The following is a 13,985-nucleotide window of genomic DNA, read 5'->3' as shown; positions in this document are numbered from 1 at the left end:
GACGCTGTCGCGCTTGTCGATCTCGAACTCCAGCCAGGCCCCCCGGGACGGGATGACCTTGCAGCCATAGAGATCCTTGTCGGACGTCTTGTCGACGTTGCGTTCGAAATAGACGCCCGGCGAACGGACCAGCTGCGAGACCACGACACGCTCGGTGCCGTTGATGATGAACGTGCCCTTCGGCGTCATGAGCGGGAAGTCGCCCATGAACACCGTCTGGCTCTTGATCTCACCGGTGGTGTTATTGATGAACTCCGCCGTCACGAACATCGGGGCGGAGAAGGTCATGTCCTTGTCTTTGCACTCGTCTACGGAGTACTTCGGCGGCTCGAACCGGTGGTCGCGGAACGACAAGGACATGGTCCCCGAGAAGTCCTCGATCGGACTGATCTCTTCGAAGATCTCTTCGAGACCCGACTGGGTCGGGACGTCCCTGCGCCCGGCCTGGCGAGCCGCCTCTACCCGGGCCTTCCACTTCTCGTTGCCGAGCAACCAATCGAACGACTCGGTCTGCAGAGCGAGAAGGTCAGGAACTTCGAGAGGCTCCTGGATGCGCGAAAATGACACGCGACGGGGACCAGCGGGTACGGCGGAGGCGTTGCGCGAGGCTGCCAACAGATGTCCTTCCGAGGGCTCGCGGCGGACTGACTACACGCACGCCAGACAACCTCGCAACGTGAGCAAGCATCGCGGGTCGTCAAAGGGCAGCGCAAAGGGGCAGTGTAGCCGAACGGCACACGCCTGTCCACTTCACTCTCGCTGCATGCTCCACGTTGGTCGCAGCATCGCCCGTTCAGGCGGATACGTCAAGCCCACAAGCGCGACTTTTAGCCGACTAGGGGCCCGGACGCTGGGTTTTCTCCCCTGTGCGACCGATCGCCTACCGCCAGGCCCAAGACGATACCCGCGAACGGGGGCGGTTAACGCTCTGTCACACCGAGGGCCGAACCCATGCCGGCAACCGGTGTAGCTGTGACTGAGGTACCCCCGGCATTGCCTGCACTAAACCTGTTTTTTGATAACAATTGAAGGAAGCGGCGCGCCGGGGGCCTCAGGCGGTCCCGAGCAGGGTCGACAGATCGGCCACCAGCCATCGGGACTCTTGCCGAACCATCACCAACCTTGCCCGGTTCTGAGTGAACCCTTGCTGGGGCTCGCCCTTGCCGGAAACCTCTTTGACCGTACCCGTGTTCACGATGAGCAGAACCTCCACGCGGTCGGGTTCTGCCCGCTCGACGCCGGCCCCCGCCACGGACACGGTCTGGATGATTTTCTGGGCCTTCGCCCTGGACGCGAGGCTCGTTGTCAGCTGCCCGTAGTGCGCGGTCAGTTCCCCGGTGGTGTGCTCCTTCGCGCGCGCCAGATCCTTCTCCACCGTCCGGTAGTCGTACGAGAGCAGATCAGGCGCCACCCTCTTGGCGGCGGACAACGCCTGCACCGCGGCCTCGTCGGCGGCGCGCAGGTCGCGCAGGTCGAACCACATCACCGGGACCAGCACCCCCGCCACGGCCACGAGGAGGCCGAGCAGCGCGAGCGTGAAGATCCTCACGTGACCTGCACCACCTTCGACACCAGCCAGGCGCCGCCGGTCCTGGTCACGTCCATCGACCACCGGTAGTAGCGCTCCTGCGGCGGGTTGTCGGAACCGTCCCAGCGGATCTCCACGTCGGCCACGACCAGCACCTTGGCGGCGGCCTCCGTCAGCGACACCAGCCCGGTCGCGCGCAGGACGCCGTGCTGGACGACCTGGTTCGCGATGGTGGTCGACCGGAGCTTGCCGGCGTCGGCCTCGTATTCGGCCCTGGCCAACCCTGTGGAGGTGTCGAGGATGCGCTTCATGTCGTCGTCGACGGTGCGGTGGTCAAGAGAGATCAGGTTGATCGCATGGGTGCTCGCCGCCTGCAGCGCGGCCTGCTTGTCGTCTGCCCTGGCCCGCTCGTCGCGCGCCTGCGCGGCGAGCCACACGCCCGTGCCCACGAGCGCCACCAGCACCCCGCTGAGTGCCGCGATGAGGATGCGAGCGGGCCGAGCCGCGAGCCCTGCCACGACGCTCACCCCCCTCCACGGCCGGTCGCCGGGATCATAACCCGGCACTGGCGCGTGGAGCCCCTCAACCAACCGAGGCGGCATTTCGCCAGCTCATAACGAATCAGCCGAAACCCGTGAATGCCCCCAGCCGGGCCTGAGAGCCCCGCTGAGGCATCGACGGCGCGCCTCACTTGCCGAGTGGCACCCCCGCCGCCTGTGCGCTATCTGGCGCCGTGGAGGTGGGAGTTGACCAGGCGCGGATATTCCTCCAGCCAGTTGCGGCCGCGCTCGTCCACGAACGAACCCTGCGGCGGGATCACGCCGTTGGCCGCCAGCCACGTGCCGGGCGGCCGCTGGCTGTGGCGGATCGAGTTGTCGCTCGGCATGAGCTGCGGCGGTATCGGCGGCAGCGCTCCGGGGTCGTGCCCCAGGTGCGCCTCGGCCTCCAGCTCCGAGACGTCCTTCTCCTCGGACATGCCGATCGGCCCGTGTTTCCTGGCGTTGAGGAACTGGCGTACCACCGGCTCGTCGCTCGACAACAACATCTCGCGCGGGCCGAACATGACCAGCTCGCGCCTGAAGAGCAGCCCGATGTTGTCGGGGACCGTGCGGGCGGTGTTGATGTCGTGGGTCACGATCAGGAACGTCGCCTCGATCTCGGCGTTGAGGTCGACGATGAGCTGGTTGAGGTACGCGGTGCGCACAGGGTCGAGGCCGGAGTCGGGCTCGTCGAACAGGATGATCTCAGGGTCCAGCACCAGCGCCCTGGCCAGCCCCGCCCGCTTGCGCATGCCGCCGGAGATCTCCCCCGGCAGCTTCGGCTCGGCGCCGAGCAGCCCGACGAGCTCCATCTTCTCCATCACGATCGCGCGGATCTGGCTCTCGGACTTCTTGGTGTGCTCGCGCAGCGGGAAGGCGATGTTGTCGTAGAGGCTGAGCGAGCCGAACAGGGCGCCGTCCTGGAACAGCACGCCGAACAGCCTGCGCAGCTCGTAGAGCCTGCCCTCGTCGCAGTGGGCCAGGTCGTAGCCGTCGATCCAGATGTGGCCGCGATCGGGCCTGAGCAGGCCGACGAGGGACTTGAGGAAGACCGACTTGCCGGTGCCCGAGGGGCCGAGCAGCACGGAAATCTCGCCGGGCGGGAGAGTGAGCGAGACGTCCTCCCAGATGACCTGCCGGCCGAACGACTTGGTCAACCCGTCGACCACGACTTCGACGCCCACTGGCCACCTCGGCATTCCGGGGGATGTGGACCCACGGTAACGGCGATCCGCCTGATGTGAACCCGATCCGGCAACTTGTTACGGGCCGGTTATGAGACGTCGGGTCCAGTAAGCGCTCGCAGGCTGGGACGGAGCAGCCGGGCGATCTCCTCCGGCGGTACCCCGCGCAGTTCGTCGAGCTCGAGCAGCTGGTTGCCCACGGTCACGCCGACCATGACCGTCATGATCAGCGCCGCGCGCAGCCGCGCGTCCTCGCCGTGGATGGACTCCGTGAGCCGGTCGATCTGCGCGCCCAGCACCTGCCGCGCCGACGCGGCGGCCTCGGGGTGCGTGAGCATCGACCGCATCATGGCCAGCGAGCCCTGCGGCATCTCGCCCAGCTTCACGCCGAGAGTGCCGAGCAACCGCTCCACCAGATCATCCTCCGCACCCCCATCCGCGCCTGTGCCCGGTTCAAGGGCCGTCACCACGCGCACCGACTGCTGGAAGAGCTCCTGCTTGCTGCCGAAGTACTGCATCACGAGGGCGGGGTCGACCTCGGCAGACCTGGCGATGGCCCTGATCGTGGCGCGCTCGTAGCCGACCTCGGCGAACAACGCCCTGGCCGCGCCGAGGATCCGTCCTTCGGTCCTGCGCCGCCTCTCGGCCCGGGGAAGCACCTTCTCGCCCATCGACCCGACTCTACATGCGTTGACTCGTCATCCTCTTTCGCTCTACGCTCGTTGAGTCAATGTTCGTTGAGCGAAAGGGTTCGATCATGTCCATCGAAGAGATCGTCACGGGCTATCACACGGCGATGTTGCACAAGTCCCCGGACGAGCTGGCCGACCTGTACGCGGAGACCGGGCTGCACGAGTTCCCGTTCGGCGGACTGCCGCCGTTCAGGGGACGCGAGGAGGTCCGTACGGGCTACCGCGGCATGTGGGGCCAGATGCCCTTCGCGGTGCGCGAGGTGCGCCGGCGCGTGTTGCGGCGTACCGACGACCCGGAGGTCGTGGTGGTGGAGCAGGACGCCGTCGTCGAGGTGGGCGAGGACCTGATCACGGTTCCCGGCCTGCTGGTTCTCCGGATCAGGGAGGGCGAGATCGTCCACACCAGGGACTACATGGACACCAGCGCCATCGCGCGGGTCCAGTCGGCGGACTCCCCTCGGTGAAGAAGCCCTCGGGAACGCGAAAAGAGGCGGACGCACCCGGCACCAGGGTGCAGCCGCCTCTTTCCGAAGAGCGAGCGTGAAGGGGGAAGTTACTTCACGGTGACGGTGGCGCCGGCACCCTCGAGGGCAGCCTTGGCCTTCTCCGCCTGCTCCTTGTTGACCTTGCCGTCGAACACGGGCTTGGGAGCGCCGTCGACCAGGTCCTTGGCCTCCTTGAGGCCCAGGGACGTGAGGGCGCGGATCTCCTTGATGACCTGGATCTTCTTGTCGCCGGCGGCCTCGAGGACGACGTCGAACTCGTCCTGCTCCTCGGCAGCGGGGGCCTCGGCACCGGCGCCACCGGCGGCGGGGGCCGCGGCGACCGCGACGGGCGCGGCGGCCTTGACGTCGAAGACCTCTTCGAACTGCTTCACGAACTCGGACAGCTCGAGGAGGGTCATCTCCTTGAACGCGTCGAGCAGCTCGTCGGTGCTGAGCTTCGCCATGATGGTTTCCTTACGTTAGGACGTGCTGAGAACTAGGAACGGGACCGCGGAGTTGCGGCAACCCCCGTGTTACTCGCCGGCCTCTTCGCGCTTCGCGCGCAGGGCGTCGGCCAGCTGGGCCATGTTGGTCGGCAGCGCGGCGAACATCGCGGCAGCAGCGCTCTGCTTCGCCTTCATGGCGCCGGCCAGCTTCGCGAGGAGGACCTCGCGGGACTCGAGGTCGGCGAGCTTGGTGATCTCGGTGGCGTCAAGCGTCTTGCCGTCGAGGACGCCGCCCTTGATCACCAGAAGGGGATTGGCCTTGGCGAAGTCACGCAGACCCTTGGCCGCCTCGACAACGTCGCCGTTGACGAAGGCGATCGCGGTCGGACCGGTGAGCAGGCTGTCGAGGCCCGCGAGACCGGCCTCGTCGGCCGCGATCTTGGTCAGGGTGTTCTTCGCCACGGCGAACTTCGCATTCTCACCGAGAGAGGTGCGCAGCTCCTTGAGCTGGGCGACGGTGAGACCGCGGTACTCGGTCAGAACGGCGGCAGCGCTGCCCTCGAACTCGTTCTTGAGCTCGGCAACCGCTGTCGCCTTATCCGCCCTCGCCATGGGCCTCCTTCCAGATGTGCCACCGGCGAAGGCCCCTCACCATGAGAACAGCCCCGGGCGCAGGGCGCACGGGGCTCACACACACGGATCACACCATGTGGGAAACTCGCATCACACCTGCGCGGGCCGTCCACATGATGTGGATCCTTCGGTCGCCAGGTTTTGAGGCACCTGACGACGACCGGCGGTCTTCGGCAACGACCAGACTACGTGCTGGCCGCCGAGTTTCCAAATCGTTCTCAGTTAGTTCTGCCCTTGGGCAGCTCTCCCACCTGGTCGGCGGGCGGCGCCTCGATGCTGACCGGCTCGTTGAACCCCTTGAAGAACAGGGTGGCGTCGAGCGTGCCGCCCTCCTTCGAGCCGTTCAGGGCCAGCTTGCGCGGCAGGCCGTCGGCGGCCACCCAGATGTCGAACTTGACGTCCTTCAGCTCCGCCAGGCCCGTCCTGGCATTCTCCTGCTTGTCGGCGGGCAGCTGCTGGACGGCGGCGTCGACCGGGAAGGTGCCGCTGTAGTGGGTGGTGTCCTCGCCGTTGACGCTCTCGTTGCCGACCGACTTCACGTCCTGCGAGGCCGTGATGAGCTTGGTCATGTTGCCCAGGTCGAACTGCTGGATCTGGGAGAGCACCTGGTTGACCTGGTTGGAGTCGGCCATCCCGCTGAGCGGGACCTTGATCCACGGCTTGGTGGCGCCCACGAGGTCGTTGAGCGCCTCGACCTTGATGTAGACGGTGTCGCCCTGGAGCACGGCGCGCGCGCCGCCCGGCAGGCTCCTGCCGCCCATGTCGGCGGTGTCCAGGGTAAGGTCGACGGCGAGCTGGGGCTTGCTCTGGTAGAGCATGCGGCCCTGCACCTTGCCGGCCCCCTCCTGGGGATGCGTCACGTTGACGACGGCGTCGACGGTGTAGCTGGTCACCTCCGCGGTCTTCTGCGCGGCCTGCGAGAGGACCTCTGATGCGGCCAGGTTGACCTGGATGGGCTGGGCGTTCGATCCACAACCGGCGACCGCTGCCACGACGAGCGCGGCGCCGGCCGCGGAGAGACTTATGCGCTTCAGCATGTTTTGACCTTACGTTTAAGTTCCGCCGCCGTGGCGCCTTCCCGGGACAAATAAGGGAAAACCCAGGGTTATCCCTCACTTCCCCCACACATCTCCTTCACAAGTGGTGCCCCGCCGCCCGGCACCCCACGCCTCGACGGCGCCGGGTGCTGCTCCTTTCCCGACGGCACGCCCCCGTGAGCCGGCACGACGCCGGCCTTGGACCGCCGGGGACGCCGGAAGGCCCCAGCGGCGGCAGAAAACGAAAGAGCCCCGCCCTGGACACGGGCGAGGCTCTTTTTTTGCGAGGGAGTGCGGAAGGTCAGGCCTCCAGCTCGGCGGTGAGGCCGCGGGTGACGTTGGGGTCGACGGGAACGCCGGGGCCCATCGTCGTGGAGAAGGTGACCTTCTTCAGGTAGCGGCCCTTGGCCGCCGACGGCTTGAGACGCAGCACCTCGTCAAGGGCGGCGGCGTAGTTTTCGACGAGCTGACGCTCGTTGAACGACGTCTTGCCGATGACGAAGTGCAGGTTGGCCTGCCGGTCGGTGCGGAACTCGATCTTGCCGCCCTTGATCTCCGTGACGGCCTTGGCGACGTCGGGCGTCACGGTGCCGGTCTTGGGGTTGGGCATGAGGCCACGCGGGCCGAGCACGCGGCCCAGGCGGCCGACCTTGCCCATCAGGTCGGGCGTGGCCACGACGGCGTCGAACTCGTTGAGCCGGTTGCCCTTGGAGATCTCGTCGATCAGCTCGTCGGCGCCGACGATGTCGGCGCCCGCCTCGCGGGCTGCCTCGGCACGGTCACCGGTCGCGAAGACCAGGACCCGGGCGGTCTTACCGGTGCCGTGCGGGAGGTTGACCGTGCCGCGCACGATCTGGTCGGCCTTACGAGGGTCGACGCCCAGCCGGAGCGCGACCTCGACGGTGCCGTCGAACTTGGTGGGCGACGTCTCCTTGGCCAGCTTCGCGGCGTCGGCGGGCGAGTAGAGCTTGTCGCTGTCGACCTTGGCGGCCGCGTCTTTGTACGCCTTGCTGCGCTTCATGTCTTGTGACTCCTGAGTGGTCTCCGGGCCCGCTGACGGGCCCTCCCACGAACGGGAAAGGGTGTCAGTCGGCGATCGTGATGCCCATCGACCGGGCGGTGCCGGCGATGATCTTCTCGGCCGACTCGATGTCGTTGGCGTTGAGGTCGGGCATCTTGGTCTCGGCGATGCTGCGCAGCTGCTCGCGGCTCAGCTTGCCGACCTTGTCACGGTGCGGGACCGCGCTGCCCTTGTCGAGACCGAGAGCCTTCTTGATCAGCTCGGGCGCCGGCGGCGTCTTCGTGATGAAGGAGAAGCTGCGGTCTTCGAAAATGGTGATCTCAACGGGGATGATGTTGCCCCGCTGGGCCTCGGTGGCAGCGTTGTACTGCTTGACGAAGTCCATGATGTTGACGCCGTGGGGGCCGAGGGCGGTGCCCACGGGCGGCGCCGGGGTGGCCTGACCGGCCGGCAGCTGCACCTTGACCAGTGCGGCGATTTTCTTCTTCGGAGGCATGTGTCCTTCTCCGGGTCCCTGATTGCGATGCTTGCCGGACTGCGGATGCAGCCCTGACATGTCGGAAGGCCACCCCTCGCGACAGGGCGGCCAGCCGAACGTTTAAGTGTAGGTGATCGTCCTAGATCTTCGAGACCTGGTTGAACGAGAGCTCGACGGGAGTCTCGCGGCCGAAGATCGAGACGAGCACCTTGAGCTTCTGCGACTCGGGGCTGATCTCGCTCACCGAGGCGGGCAGCGTGGCGAAGGGGCCGTCCATGACCGTGACCGACTCGCCGATCTCGAACTCGACGGTCGGGCCCGTGGTCGTCTTGGCCGCGGCCTTCTTGCTCTCCTCGGTCGGCTCCGGCGCCAGCAGCTTGGCGACCTCGTCGAGGCTGAGCGGGCTGGGCTTGTTGGACAGGCCCACGAAACCGGTCACACCGGGCGTGTTACGAACGGCGGCCCAGGACTCGTCGGTCAGCTCCATGCGCACCAGCACGTAGCCGGGCAGCACGCGCTCCTTGACCGGCACCTTCTTGCCGCTCTTGAACTCCTGGACGGTGTGTGTCGGCACCTCGACCTGGTAGATGTAGTCCTCCATGTTGAGCGAGACGTTGCGGCTCTCGATGTTGGACTTCACGCGGTTCTCGTAACCGGCGTAGGAGTGGATGACGTACCACTCGCCGGGCAGGCCGCGCAGGGAACTCTTGAACTCCTCGACCGGATCGACGTCAGGAAGAAGGGCACCGTCATCGACGGCGGAAGCCTCGGCAGCGACCGCCTCGTCGCTCTCCGCGACCTCGGCCTCGGAGACGGCCGACTCGGCGGCCTCCTCGGCAGCCTCTTCCAGCTCGTCGCCCCACTCGTCGCGGGGCTCCTCGGCCGGAACTGAAGACTCGGACACGGTGACTCTTCCTCTTTCGTCTTGTCGTTTGCTCTCGTATCGAATGGCGACTCCGTCAGACGACACCGGCCGGAATCTCGATCAGGCTCCGCCGAAGATCCGGAGAACCGCCCATCCCAGGGCACTGTCGAGCCCGTAAACGATCGCAACCATGATCAGAACGAATATCAGAACGACCGTCGTATAGGTGACGAGATCCTTGCGTGTCGGCCAGATGACCTTGCGGAGCTCGTTGACAACCTGCCGGTAGAAAAGGGCAGGTGAAGTGCGTGTCTTCTTTTCGCCACCCGGCTTGCCTGCGGTCTCGCCGCGCGTGTCGATCGCCACAGTCCTCACCTGAATCAGTCGTATCCAACGCAGTTTTGCGGCGCGCTTACACGCCCATTATTGCGCGGACCGCACTCGCAGGGCACGAGGGACTCGAACCCCCAACCGCCGGTTTTGGAGACCGGTGCGCTACCAATTGCGCCAGTGCCCTATGTCATCGACCAGACTACCCTGATCGACTCACTGCCTGGACCGAACCGCTCGCCGACATGCGGCGGAAGGACCACGCGAAAGCATACGGGGGAATGCCTGCCACGTCGAACCAAATCCTGACGGCCCAGGTCACGCGGGCGTGTGGCCTGCGATGTGCCCCGTGGGAGCATGGACACATGTCCACCCGATCCCGCATCTCAGCGAGAATTTCCGCGATCTCCGAGTCGGCCACGCTGGCCGTCGACGCCAAGGCCAAGGCCATGAAGGCGGCCGGACGCCCCGTCATCGGCTTCGGTGCGGGCGAGCCCGATTTCCCGACGCCCGGCTACATCGTCGAGGCGGCGATCGAGGCGGCCCGCGACCCGCGCTTCCACAAGTACACCCCGGCCGGCGGCCTGCCCGAGCTCAAGCAGGCCATCGCCGGCAAGACGCGGCGCGACTCCGGCTACCAGGCCGAGGCGTCGCAGGTGCTGGTCACCAACGGCGGCAAGCAGGCCGTCTATCAGGCGTTCGCGACGCTGCTCGACCCCGGTGACGAGGTCCTCGTCGTGGCCCCCTACTGGACGACCTACCCCGAGGCGATCAAGCTGGCCGGAGGCACACAGGTCAGCGTCGTGACCGACGAGTCCACCGGCTACCTCGCGAGCGTCGAGCAGCTCGAGGCGGCGCGCACCGAGCGGACGAAGGCGCTGCTGTTCGTCTCGCCGTCCAACCCGACGGGCGCCGTCCACTCGCGCGAGGAGACGGTGGCGATCGGCCGCTGGGCCGCCGGGCACGGGCTGTGGGTCGTCACCGACGAGATCTACGAGCACCTCGTGTACGCCGGCGCCGAGTTCACCAGCATCGCCACGGCCGTCCCCGAGCTGGGCGACCGGGTCGTGATCCTCAACGGCGTGGCCAAGACGTACGCGATGACCGGCTGGCGCGTGGGCTGGCTGATCGGCCCGTCCGACGTGGTCAAGGCGGCGACCAACCTGCAGTCGCACGCCACCTCCAACGTCTCCAACGTCGCCCAGATGGCCGCGCTGGCCGCGGTTTCGGGTGATCTGTCCGCAGTGACGGAGATGCGCGCGGCGTTCGACCGGCGCCGCCAGACGATGGTTCGGATGCTCAACGAGATCCCGGGCGTGTTGTGCCCGGAACCAAAGGGGGCGTTCTACGCGTACCCCTCGGTGAAGGAGCTGCTCGGCAAGGAGTTGCGCGGCCACAGGCCCGCGTCGTCCGGCGAGCTGGCCGAGCTGATCCTGGAGGAGGCCGAGGTCGCGGTGGTACCGGGCGAGGCGTTCGGCACCCCGGGATACTTCCGGCTGTCCTACGCGCTGGGCGACGACGACCTCGTCGAGGGCGTCAGCCGGCTGGGCAAGCTGCTGGCCGAAGCCCGCTGAGCCACCGTTCACTTGTCCACGCGCCGCCCGATCTCGGAGGCGAGGGGCCTGATCTCGGCGGTGAGGCCGGGTGTTGCGCCGATGTAGACGGCGGTGCCCGGCCGCTCCAGCCACATGAAGTTGCGCAGGCCGTTGCGCGTGGTCCACTGCAGCGCCGGCTTGCCCCAGTACGCGCTCAGCTTCGACCTGGCCACCAGCGTCACGAACTGCTCGGCGGTGTACACGCCGCACACCACGCCGACATACAGGCGCTCGTCGTCCTGCTGCCAGGTCAGGCCCCTGACCTTGGTCCGGCGTCGGAGCGATTCGAGGCGGGCGAACGAGCCCGCCCGCGCCAGGCCGGCGGGCGAGGCGGGAACGGGCACCTTGGTCGAATTACAGGCCAACGCGATGGTCTGGCGCTGGGTGTCCGGTTTGGGGGGAGGCGACGCCGAGCGGACCGGCCGACTGCCCGCGTCGGTGCCGGTGTCCGCCGGCGGCGCCTGGCCGGCGAGGGCGTCGCAGGCGGCCAGCCCCGGCATGAGCCCGCACACGAGGAGCACGGCTGCCGTACGCCGCATCGACGAACCCCCATGACCTGAGTGCATATGCCGGGCAAAGGCTCTTAGTCTCCTACAGGAGCCCTGACAGAGGTCGCAATAGTGACCAGTTCACCGGCAAGAGAGTCGCTGACCCTGATCCACGCACCGGTGCCCGCCCGTTCCAGCCAGGCAATCACCCGGCCGCCCTTCGGGTGCTCGCCCACCACGGCCGGTCTCCCCCGAACGGTGGTGGCAAGGGCGTTCAGCACGGCGACCCGCTCGCGGTAGCGCGCCCAGCCGGCCGCCAAGGCGCCCTGCTCGACCCGGGCCTCGACGACGTCACCCCCCGCGCTCCACCTGGCCCAGCGGCCCTCGACACCCGGCTCCGGCCCGATCGACCCCCCGCCGCCGCGTGTCAGCCCCGCGGGCAGGTAGGTGAGCCAGAGGTCGTCGGAGATCACCGCGAGCGCGGGCGCCGCGGCACGCCTGGCAGGAACGGCCGCCGCCGCCGCCGCGGGCGCCCGGTCCTCCGCCCCGGGCGTCCGGTTGCCCGCCCCTGCCGTCCGGTCCCCCGCCGCGGTCGCTGGCGGGCGGTCGTCCGCCGGGGACGGTGCGGGAACTGGCTGCGGTGTCTCCACGGCGGCCCGCGGTGGGCGGCCGAACCCTGAGGAGAAGAGGCCGTAGACGATGAGGGCGGCCGCCGCGAACGCCAGCGCCGCCAGCGCCGCGCGCCATCCCTGCCTGCCGGCCCGCACCTCGGGGATCATTCCTCGATGATCCCCCGTGAGGTCTCCTCCGCACCGCGTGTTCCCGCAGACTCCTGCCGCGATCTTTTCGGCCCTGGTGGCAAAATATGCGGATGCCAAGGCCCCTGCACACGCTTCCCAAGGCCCATCTCCACCTGCACTTCACCGGCTCGATGCGCCACTCGACGCTGATCGAGCTGGCCAGGGAGCAGGGCCTGCATCTGCCCGACGCGCTGGAGCAGGACTGGCCGCCGAAGCTGCGGGCCACCGACGAGCGCGGATGGTTCAGGTTCCAGCGGCTGTACGACATCGCGCGGTCCGTGCTCAACCGGCCGCAGCACGTCTACCGGCTGCTGGCCGAGACCGCCGAGGACGAGGTGGCGGCCGGGTCGCGGTGGCTGGAGATCCAGGTCGACCCGTCGGGTTACGCGCCGCGGTTCGGCGGGCTGACGGCCACGCTCGAATTGATGCTCGACGCGGCGGATCGGGCGGCCGGGCGCGCCGGGATCGGGATCGCCGTGATCGTGGCGGCCAACAGGATCCGGCATCCGCTCGACGCGAACACGCTGGCCAGGCTCGCCACCCAGTACACCGGCAAGGTGGTCGGGTTCGGACTGTCCAACGACGAGCGGCGGGGTGCGGCGCGCGACTTCGAGCGGGCCTTCAGGATCGCCAAACGCGGCGGCCTGCTGGCCGTGCCGCACGGCGGCGAGCTGATGGGGCCGCGCAGCGTGGCGCAGTGCGTCGACGATCTGGGGGCCGACCGCGTCGGCCACGGGGTGCGGGCGGCCGAGGACGAGTGGCTGATGCAGCGGCTGGCCGACCGGCAGATCTGCTGCGAGATCTGCCCCTCGTCCAACGTGGGGCTCGGGGTGGCCGAGCGGGACGCGGACGTCCCCTTGCGCCGGCTGTTCGACGCGGGGGTGCCCATCGCCCTGGGAGCCGACGACCCGCTGTTGTTCGGCACGCGGCTGCTGCGTCAGTACGAACTGGCCAGGGAGGTGCACGGCTTCAGCGACGCCGAGGTGGCCGAGCTGGCGCGGCAGTCCGTACGGTCGTCGACGGCTCCCGAGGCGGTGCGCAAGGAGTTGCTGCAGGGCGTGGACGACTGGCTGACGAGCTCGCCCTCACCCGAGTGACGTGGCGACGGCGACCGCCTCGTCCACGTCGCCGGCGCCTTCCAGCCGGTAGTTGAGCGTTCCCTGCTGCCAGATGAGGGTGGAGGCCGCCTGGCGCAGGGGCACGTGGGTGCCGTCCTGGCGCCTGATGTAGCCGAGCGGGTGCTCGCCGGGCAGCCACCAGGCGTTGTACGTGCCCACCATGACGTGGTCGGGCCACGGCGGGCCGAGCTTCTTGAAGAAGTACGGCTCCAACGTGCCGCTGAACTGGTCGAGCCGGACACCGCCCGGCCAGAGCATCGACACCACCCTGCCGTGGTCGGCGACCGTGACGCGCTGCGGTTCCCCGAGCCTGGCCGGGGTCCTGACCGCGAAGTCCACCAGCTCGGGGAGGTCGGCCTGGGACACCGTCCGCTCGGCGGGCAGGGGCGTCCGGGTGGTGACCGGCTCGGGCGGGGTGTCGCCGAGCTCCATCTCAATCCCGGCGAACCGCAGGATCGTCGCCACGGCGGCGCGACCTTGGGGGGTGGCGGCGGTGACGGCGAGGACGGCCACGACGGCGACGGCCACGACCTTCCACCGCGCCCGCCTTCCCGCGGGACGCCGTCCACGTCTTGCCGCTCCCCGCCGCTTCTTCACCTCCGGGTTCGCCTCCCGAGGGAGCACTCCGCCGCCGTGCACGTCCCCGTCGGGCGGCCCGCCGCCTGGCTTCTCGCCCTCGGGGAGCTCGGGGTCGCGGGTCGCGGGTCCCCCGGAGCCGGAGGGCTCTTCGGCGGGTGGGTCAGGGG

The 13,985-nt window shown here is 68.4% G+C and carries 17 protein-coding genes, 1 tRNA gene and 1 pseudogene; 3 read left to right on the top strand and 16 right to left on the bottom strand.

What is annotated here, in order from left to right:
• The 5 genes and pseudogenes from E1294_RS46865 to E1294_RS46845 form a co-directional block, all read right to left on the bottom strand.
• Positions 1-615, bottom strand: a pseudogene (locus E1294_RS46865) (DNA-directed RNA polymerase subunit beta); the annotation flags it as partial.
• 436 nt (positions 616-1,051) lie between these two features.
• A complete protein-coding gene (locus E1294_RS46860; protein ID WP_246083775.1) occupies positions 1,052-1,549 on the bottom strand; it encodes a hypothetical protein in 498 nt (165 codons plus the stop codon).
• A complete protein-coding gene (locus tag E1294_RS46855) occupies positions 1,546-2,055 on the bottom strand; it encodes a hypothetical protein (RefSeq protein WP_246083774.1) in 510 nt (169 codons plus the stop codon). The genes E1294_RS46860 and E1294_RS46855 overlap by 4 nt, the downstream gene beginning before the upstream one ends.
• 194 nt (positions 2,056-2,249) lie before the next feature.
• Positions 2,250-3,251 carry an ABC transporter ATP-binding protein gene (locus E1294_RS46850; protein ID WP_132518417.1) on the bottom strand — a complete coding sequence of 334 codons (1,002 nt, stop codon included), beginning with the start codon at positions 3,249-3,251 and terminating at the stop codon, positions 2,250-2,252.
• A gap of 89 nt (positions 3,252-3,340) precedes the next feature.
• Positions 3,341-3,922 carry a TetR/AcrR family transcriptional regulator gene (locus E1294_RS46845; protein ID WP_132518415.1) on the bottom strand — a complete coding sequence of 194 codons (582 nt, stop codon included), beginning with the start codon at positions 3,920-3,922 and terminating at the stop codon, positions 3,341-3,343.
• An 86-nt stretch (positions 3,923-4,008) separates the two neighbouring features.
• On the opposite strand from E1294_RS46845, the gene E1294_RS46840 reads away from it, so the two are divergent.
• Complete coding sequence (locus E1294_RS46840) at positions 4,009-4,407, top strand: nuclear transport factor 2 family protein (RefSeq protein WP_220448339.1); 399 nt, start codon at positions 4,009-4,011, stop codon at positions 4,405-4,407.
• Positions 4,408-4,496: 89 nt separating this feature from the next.
• On the opposite strand, the gene rplL is transcribed toward E1294_RS46840, so the two are convergent.
• The 8 genes from rplL to E1294_RS46800 all read right to left on the bottom strand — a co-directional run bounded on the left by rplL (position 4,497) and on the right by E1294_RS46800 (position 9,425).
• On the bottom strand, positions 4,497-4,892 hold the full coding sequence (gene rplL, locus E1294_RS46835; protein ID WP_132518411.1) for a 50S ribosomal protein L7/L12: 396 nt from the start codon (positions 4,890-4,892) through the stop codon (positions 4,497-4,499).
• A gap of 69 nt (positions 4,893-4,961) precedes the next feature.
• Positions 4,962-5,486: a 50S ribosomal protein L10 gene (rplJ, locus tag E1294_RS46830; protein WP_132518409.1), complete on the bottom strand. Its 525-nt coding sequence runs from the start codon at positions 5,484-5,486 to the stop codon at positions 4,962-4,964.
• A gap of 239 nt (positions 5,487-5,725) precedes the next feature.
• The gene (locus E1294_RS46825; RefSeq protein WP_246083773.1) at positions 5,726-6,544 is read right to left on the bottom strand and encodes an SCO4651 family lipoprotein; all 819 of its coding nucleotides are present in this window, start codon (positions 6,542-6,544) and stop codon (positions 5,726-5,728) included.
• A gap of 301 nt (positions 6,545-6,845) precedes the next feature.
• The gene (gene rplA, locus E1294_RS46820; RefSeq protein ID WP_132518407.1) at positions 6,846-7,565 is read right to left on the bottom strand and encodes a 50S ribosomal protein L1; all 720 of its coding nucleotides are present in this window, start codon (positions 7,563-7,565) and stop codon (positions 6,846-6,848) included.
• A 64-nt stretch (positions 7,566-7,629) separates the two neighbouring features.
• Positions 7,630-8,061 (bottom strand): 50S ribosomal protein L11, encoded by a 432-nt coding sequence (rplK, locus tag E1294_RS46815; RefSeq protein ID WP_132518405.1) that lies wholly within the window; start codon positions 8,059-8,061, stop codon positions 7,630-7,632.
• Between the two features lie 121 nt (positions 8,062-8,182).
• Positions 8,183-8,947 carry a transcription termination/antitermination protein NusG gene (gene nusG, locus E1294_RS46810; protein ID WP_132518403.1) on the bottom strand — a complete coding sequence of 255 codons (765 nt, stop codon included), beginning with the start codon at positions 8,945-8,947 and terminating at the stop codon, positions 8,183-8,185.
• Positions 8,948-9,028: 81 nt separating this feature from the next.
• The gene (gene secE / locus E1294_RS46805; protein WP_165977875.1) at positions 9,029-9,274 is read right to left on the bottom strand and encodes a preprotein translocase subunit SecE; all 246 of its coding nucleotides are present in this window, start codon (positions 9,272-9,274) and stop codon (positions 9,029-9,031) included.
• 78 nt (positions 9,275-9,352) lie between these two features.
• Positions 9,353-9,425: transfer RNA gene (locus E1294_RS46800), tRNA-Trp, on the bottom strand.
• 178 nt (positions 9,426-9,603) lie between these two features.
• Here E1294_RS46800 and E1294_RS46795 point away from each other — a divergent pair.
• Positions 9,604-10,812 carry a pyridoxal phosphate-dependent aminotransferase gene (locus E1294_RS46795; protein WP_132518399.1) on the top strand — a complete coding sequence of 403 codons (1,209 nt, stop codon included), beginning with the start codon at positions 9,604-9,606 and terminating at the stop codon, positions 10,810-10,812.
• Between the two features lie 8 nt (positions 10,813-10,820).
• On the opposite strand, the gene E1294_RS46790 is transcribed toward E1294_RS46795, so the two are convergent.
• Complete coding sequence (locus tag E1294_RS46790) at positions 10,821-11,372, bottom strand: hypothetical protein (RefSeq protein ID WP_132518397.1); 552 nt, start codon at positions 11,370-11,372, stop codon at positions 10,821-10,823.
• A gap of 44 nt (positions 11,373-11,416) precedes the next feature.
• Positions 11,417-12,100 carry a hypothetical protein gene (locus E1294_RS46785; protein ID WP_132518395.1) on the bottom strand — a complete coding sequence of 228 codons (684 nt, stop codon included), beginning with the start codon at positions 12,098-12,100 and terminating at the stop codon, positions 11,417-11,419.
• Positions 12,101-12,192: 92 nt separating this feature from the next.
• On the opposite strand from E1294_RS46785, the gene E1294_RS46780 reads away from it, so the two are divergent.
• Positions 12,193-13,218 carry an adenosine deaminase gene (locus tag E1294_RS46780; RefSeq protein ID WP_132518393.1) on the top strand — a complete coding sequence of 342 codons (1,026 nt, stop codon included), beginning with the start codon at positions 12,193-12,195 and terminating at the stop codon, positions 13,216-13,218.
• On the opposite strand, the gene E1294_RS53705 is transcribed toward E1294_RS46780, so the two are convergent.
• A partial coding sequence (locus tag E1294_RS53705) for a hypothetical protein (RefSeq protein WP_165977874.1) occupies positions 13,207-13,985 on the bottom strand: 779 nt, incomplete at its 5' end. The two genes, E1294_RS46780 and E1294_RS53705, sit on opposite strands and share 12 nt — an antisense overlap.

This window comes from Nonomuraea diastatica (assembly GCF_004349015.1).
Taxonomy (GTDB): domain Bacteria; phylum Actinomycetota; class Actinomycetes; order Streptosporangiales; family Streptosporangiaceae; genus Nonomuraea; species Nonomuraea diastatica.
Note: the sequence above shows the minus strand (reverse complement) of the source record. Positions and strands in the feature narration are given on the sequence as shown.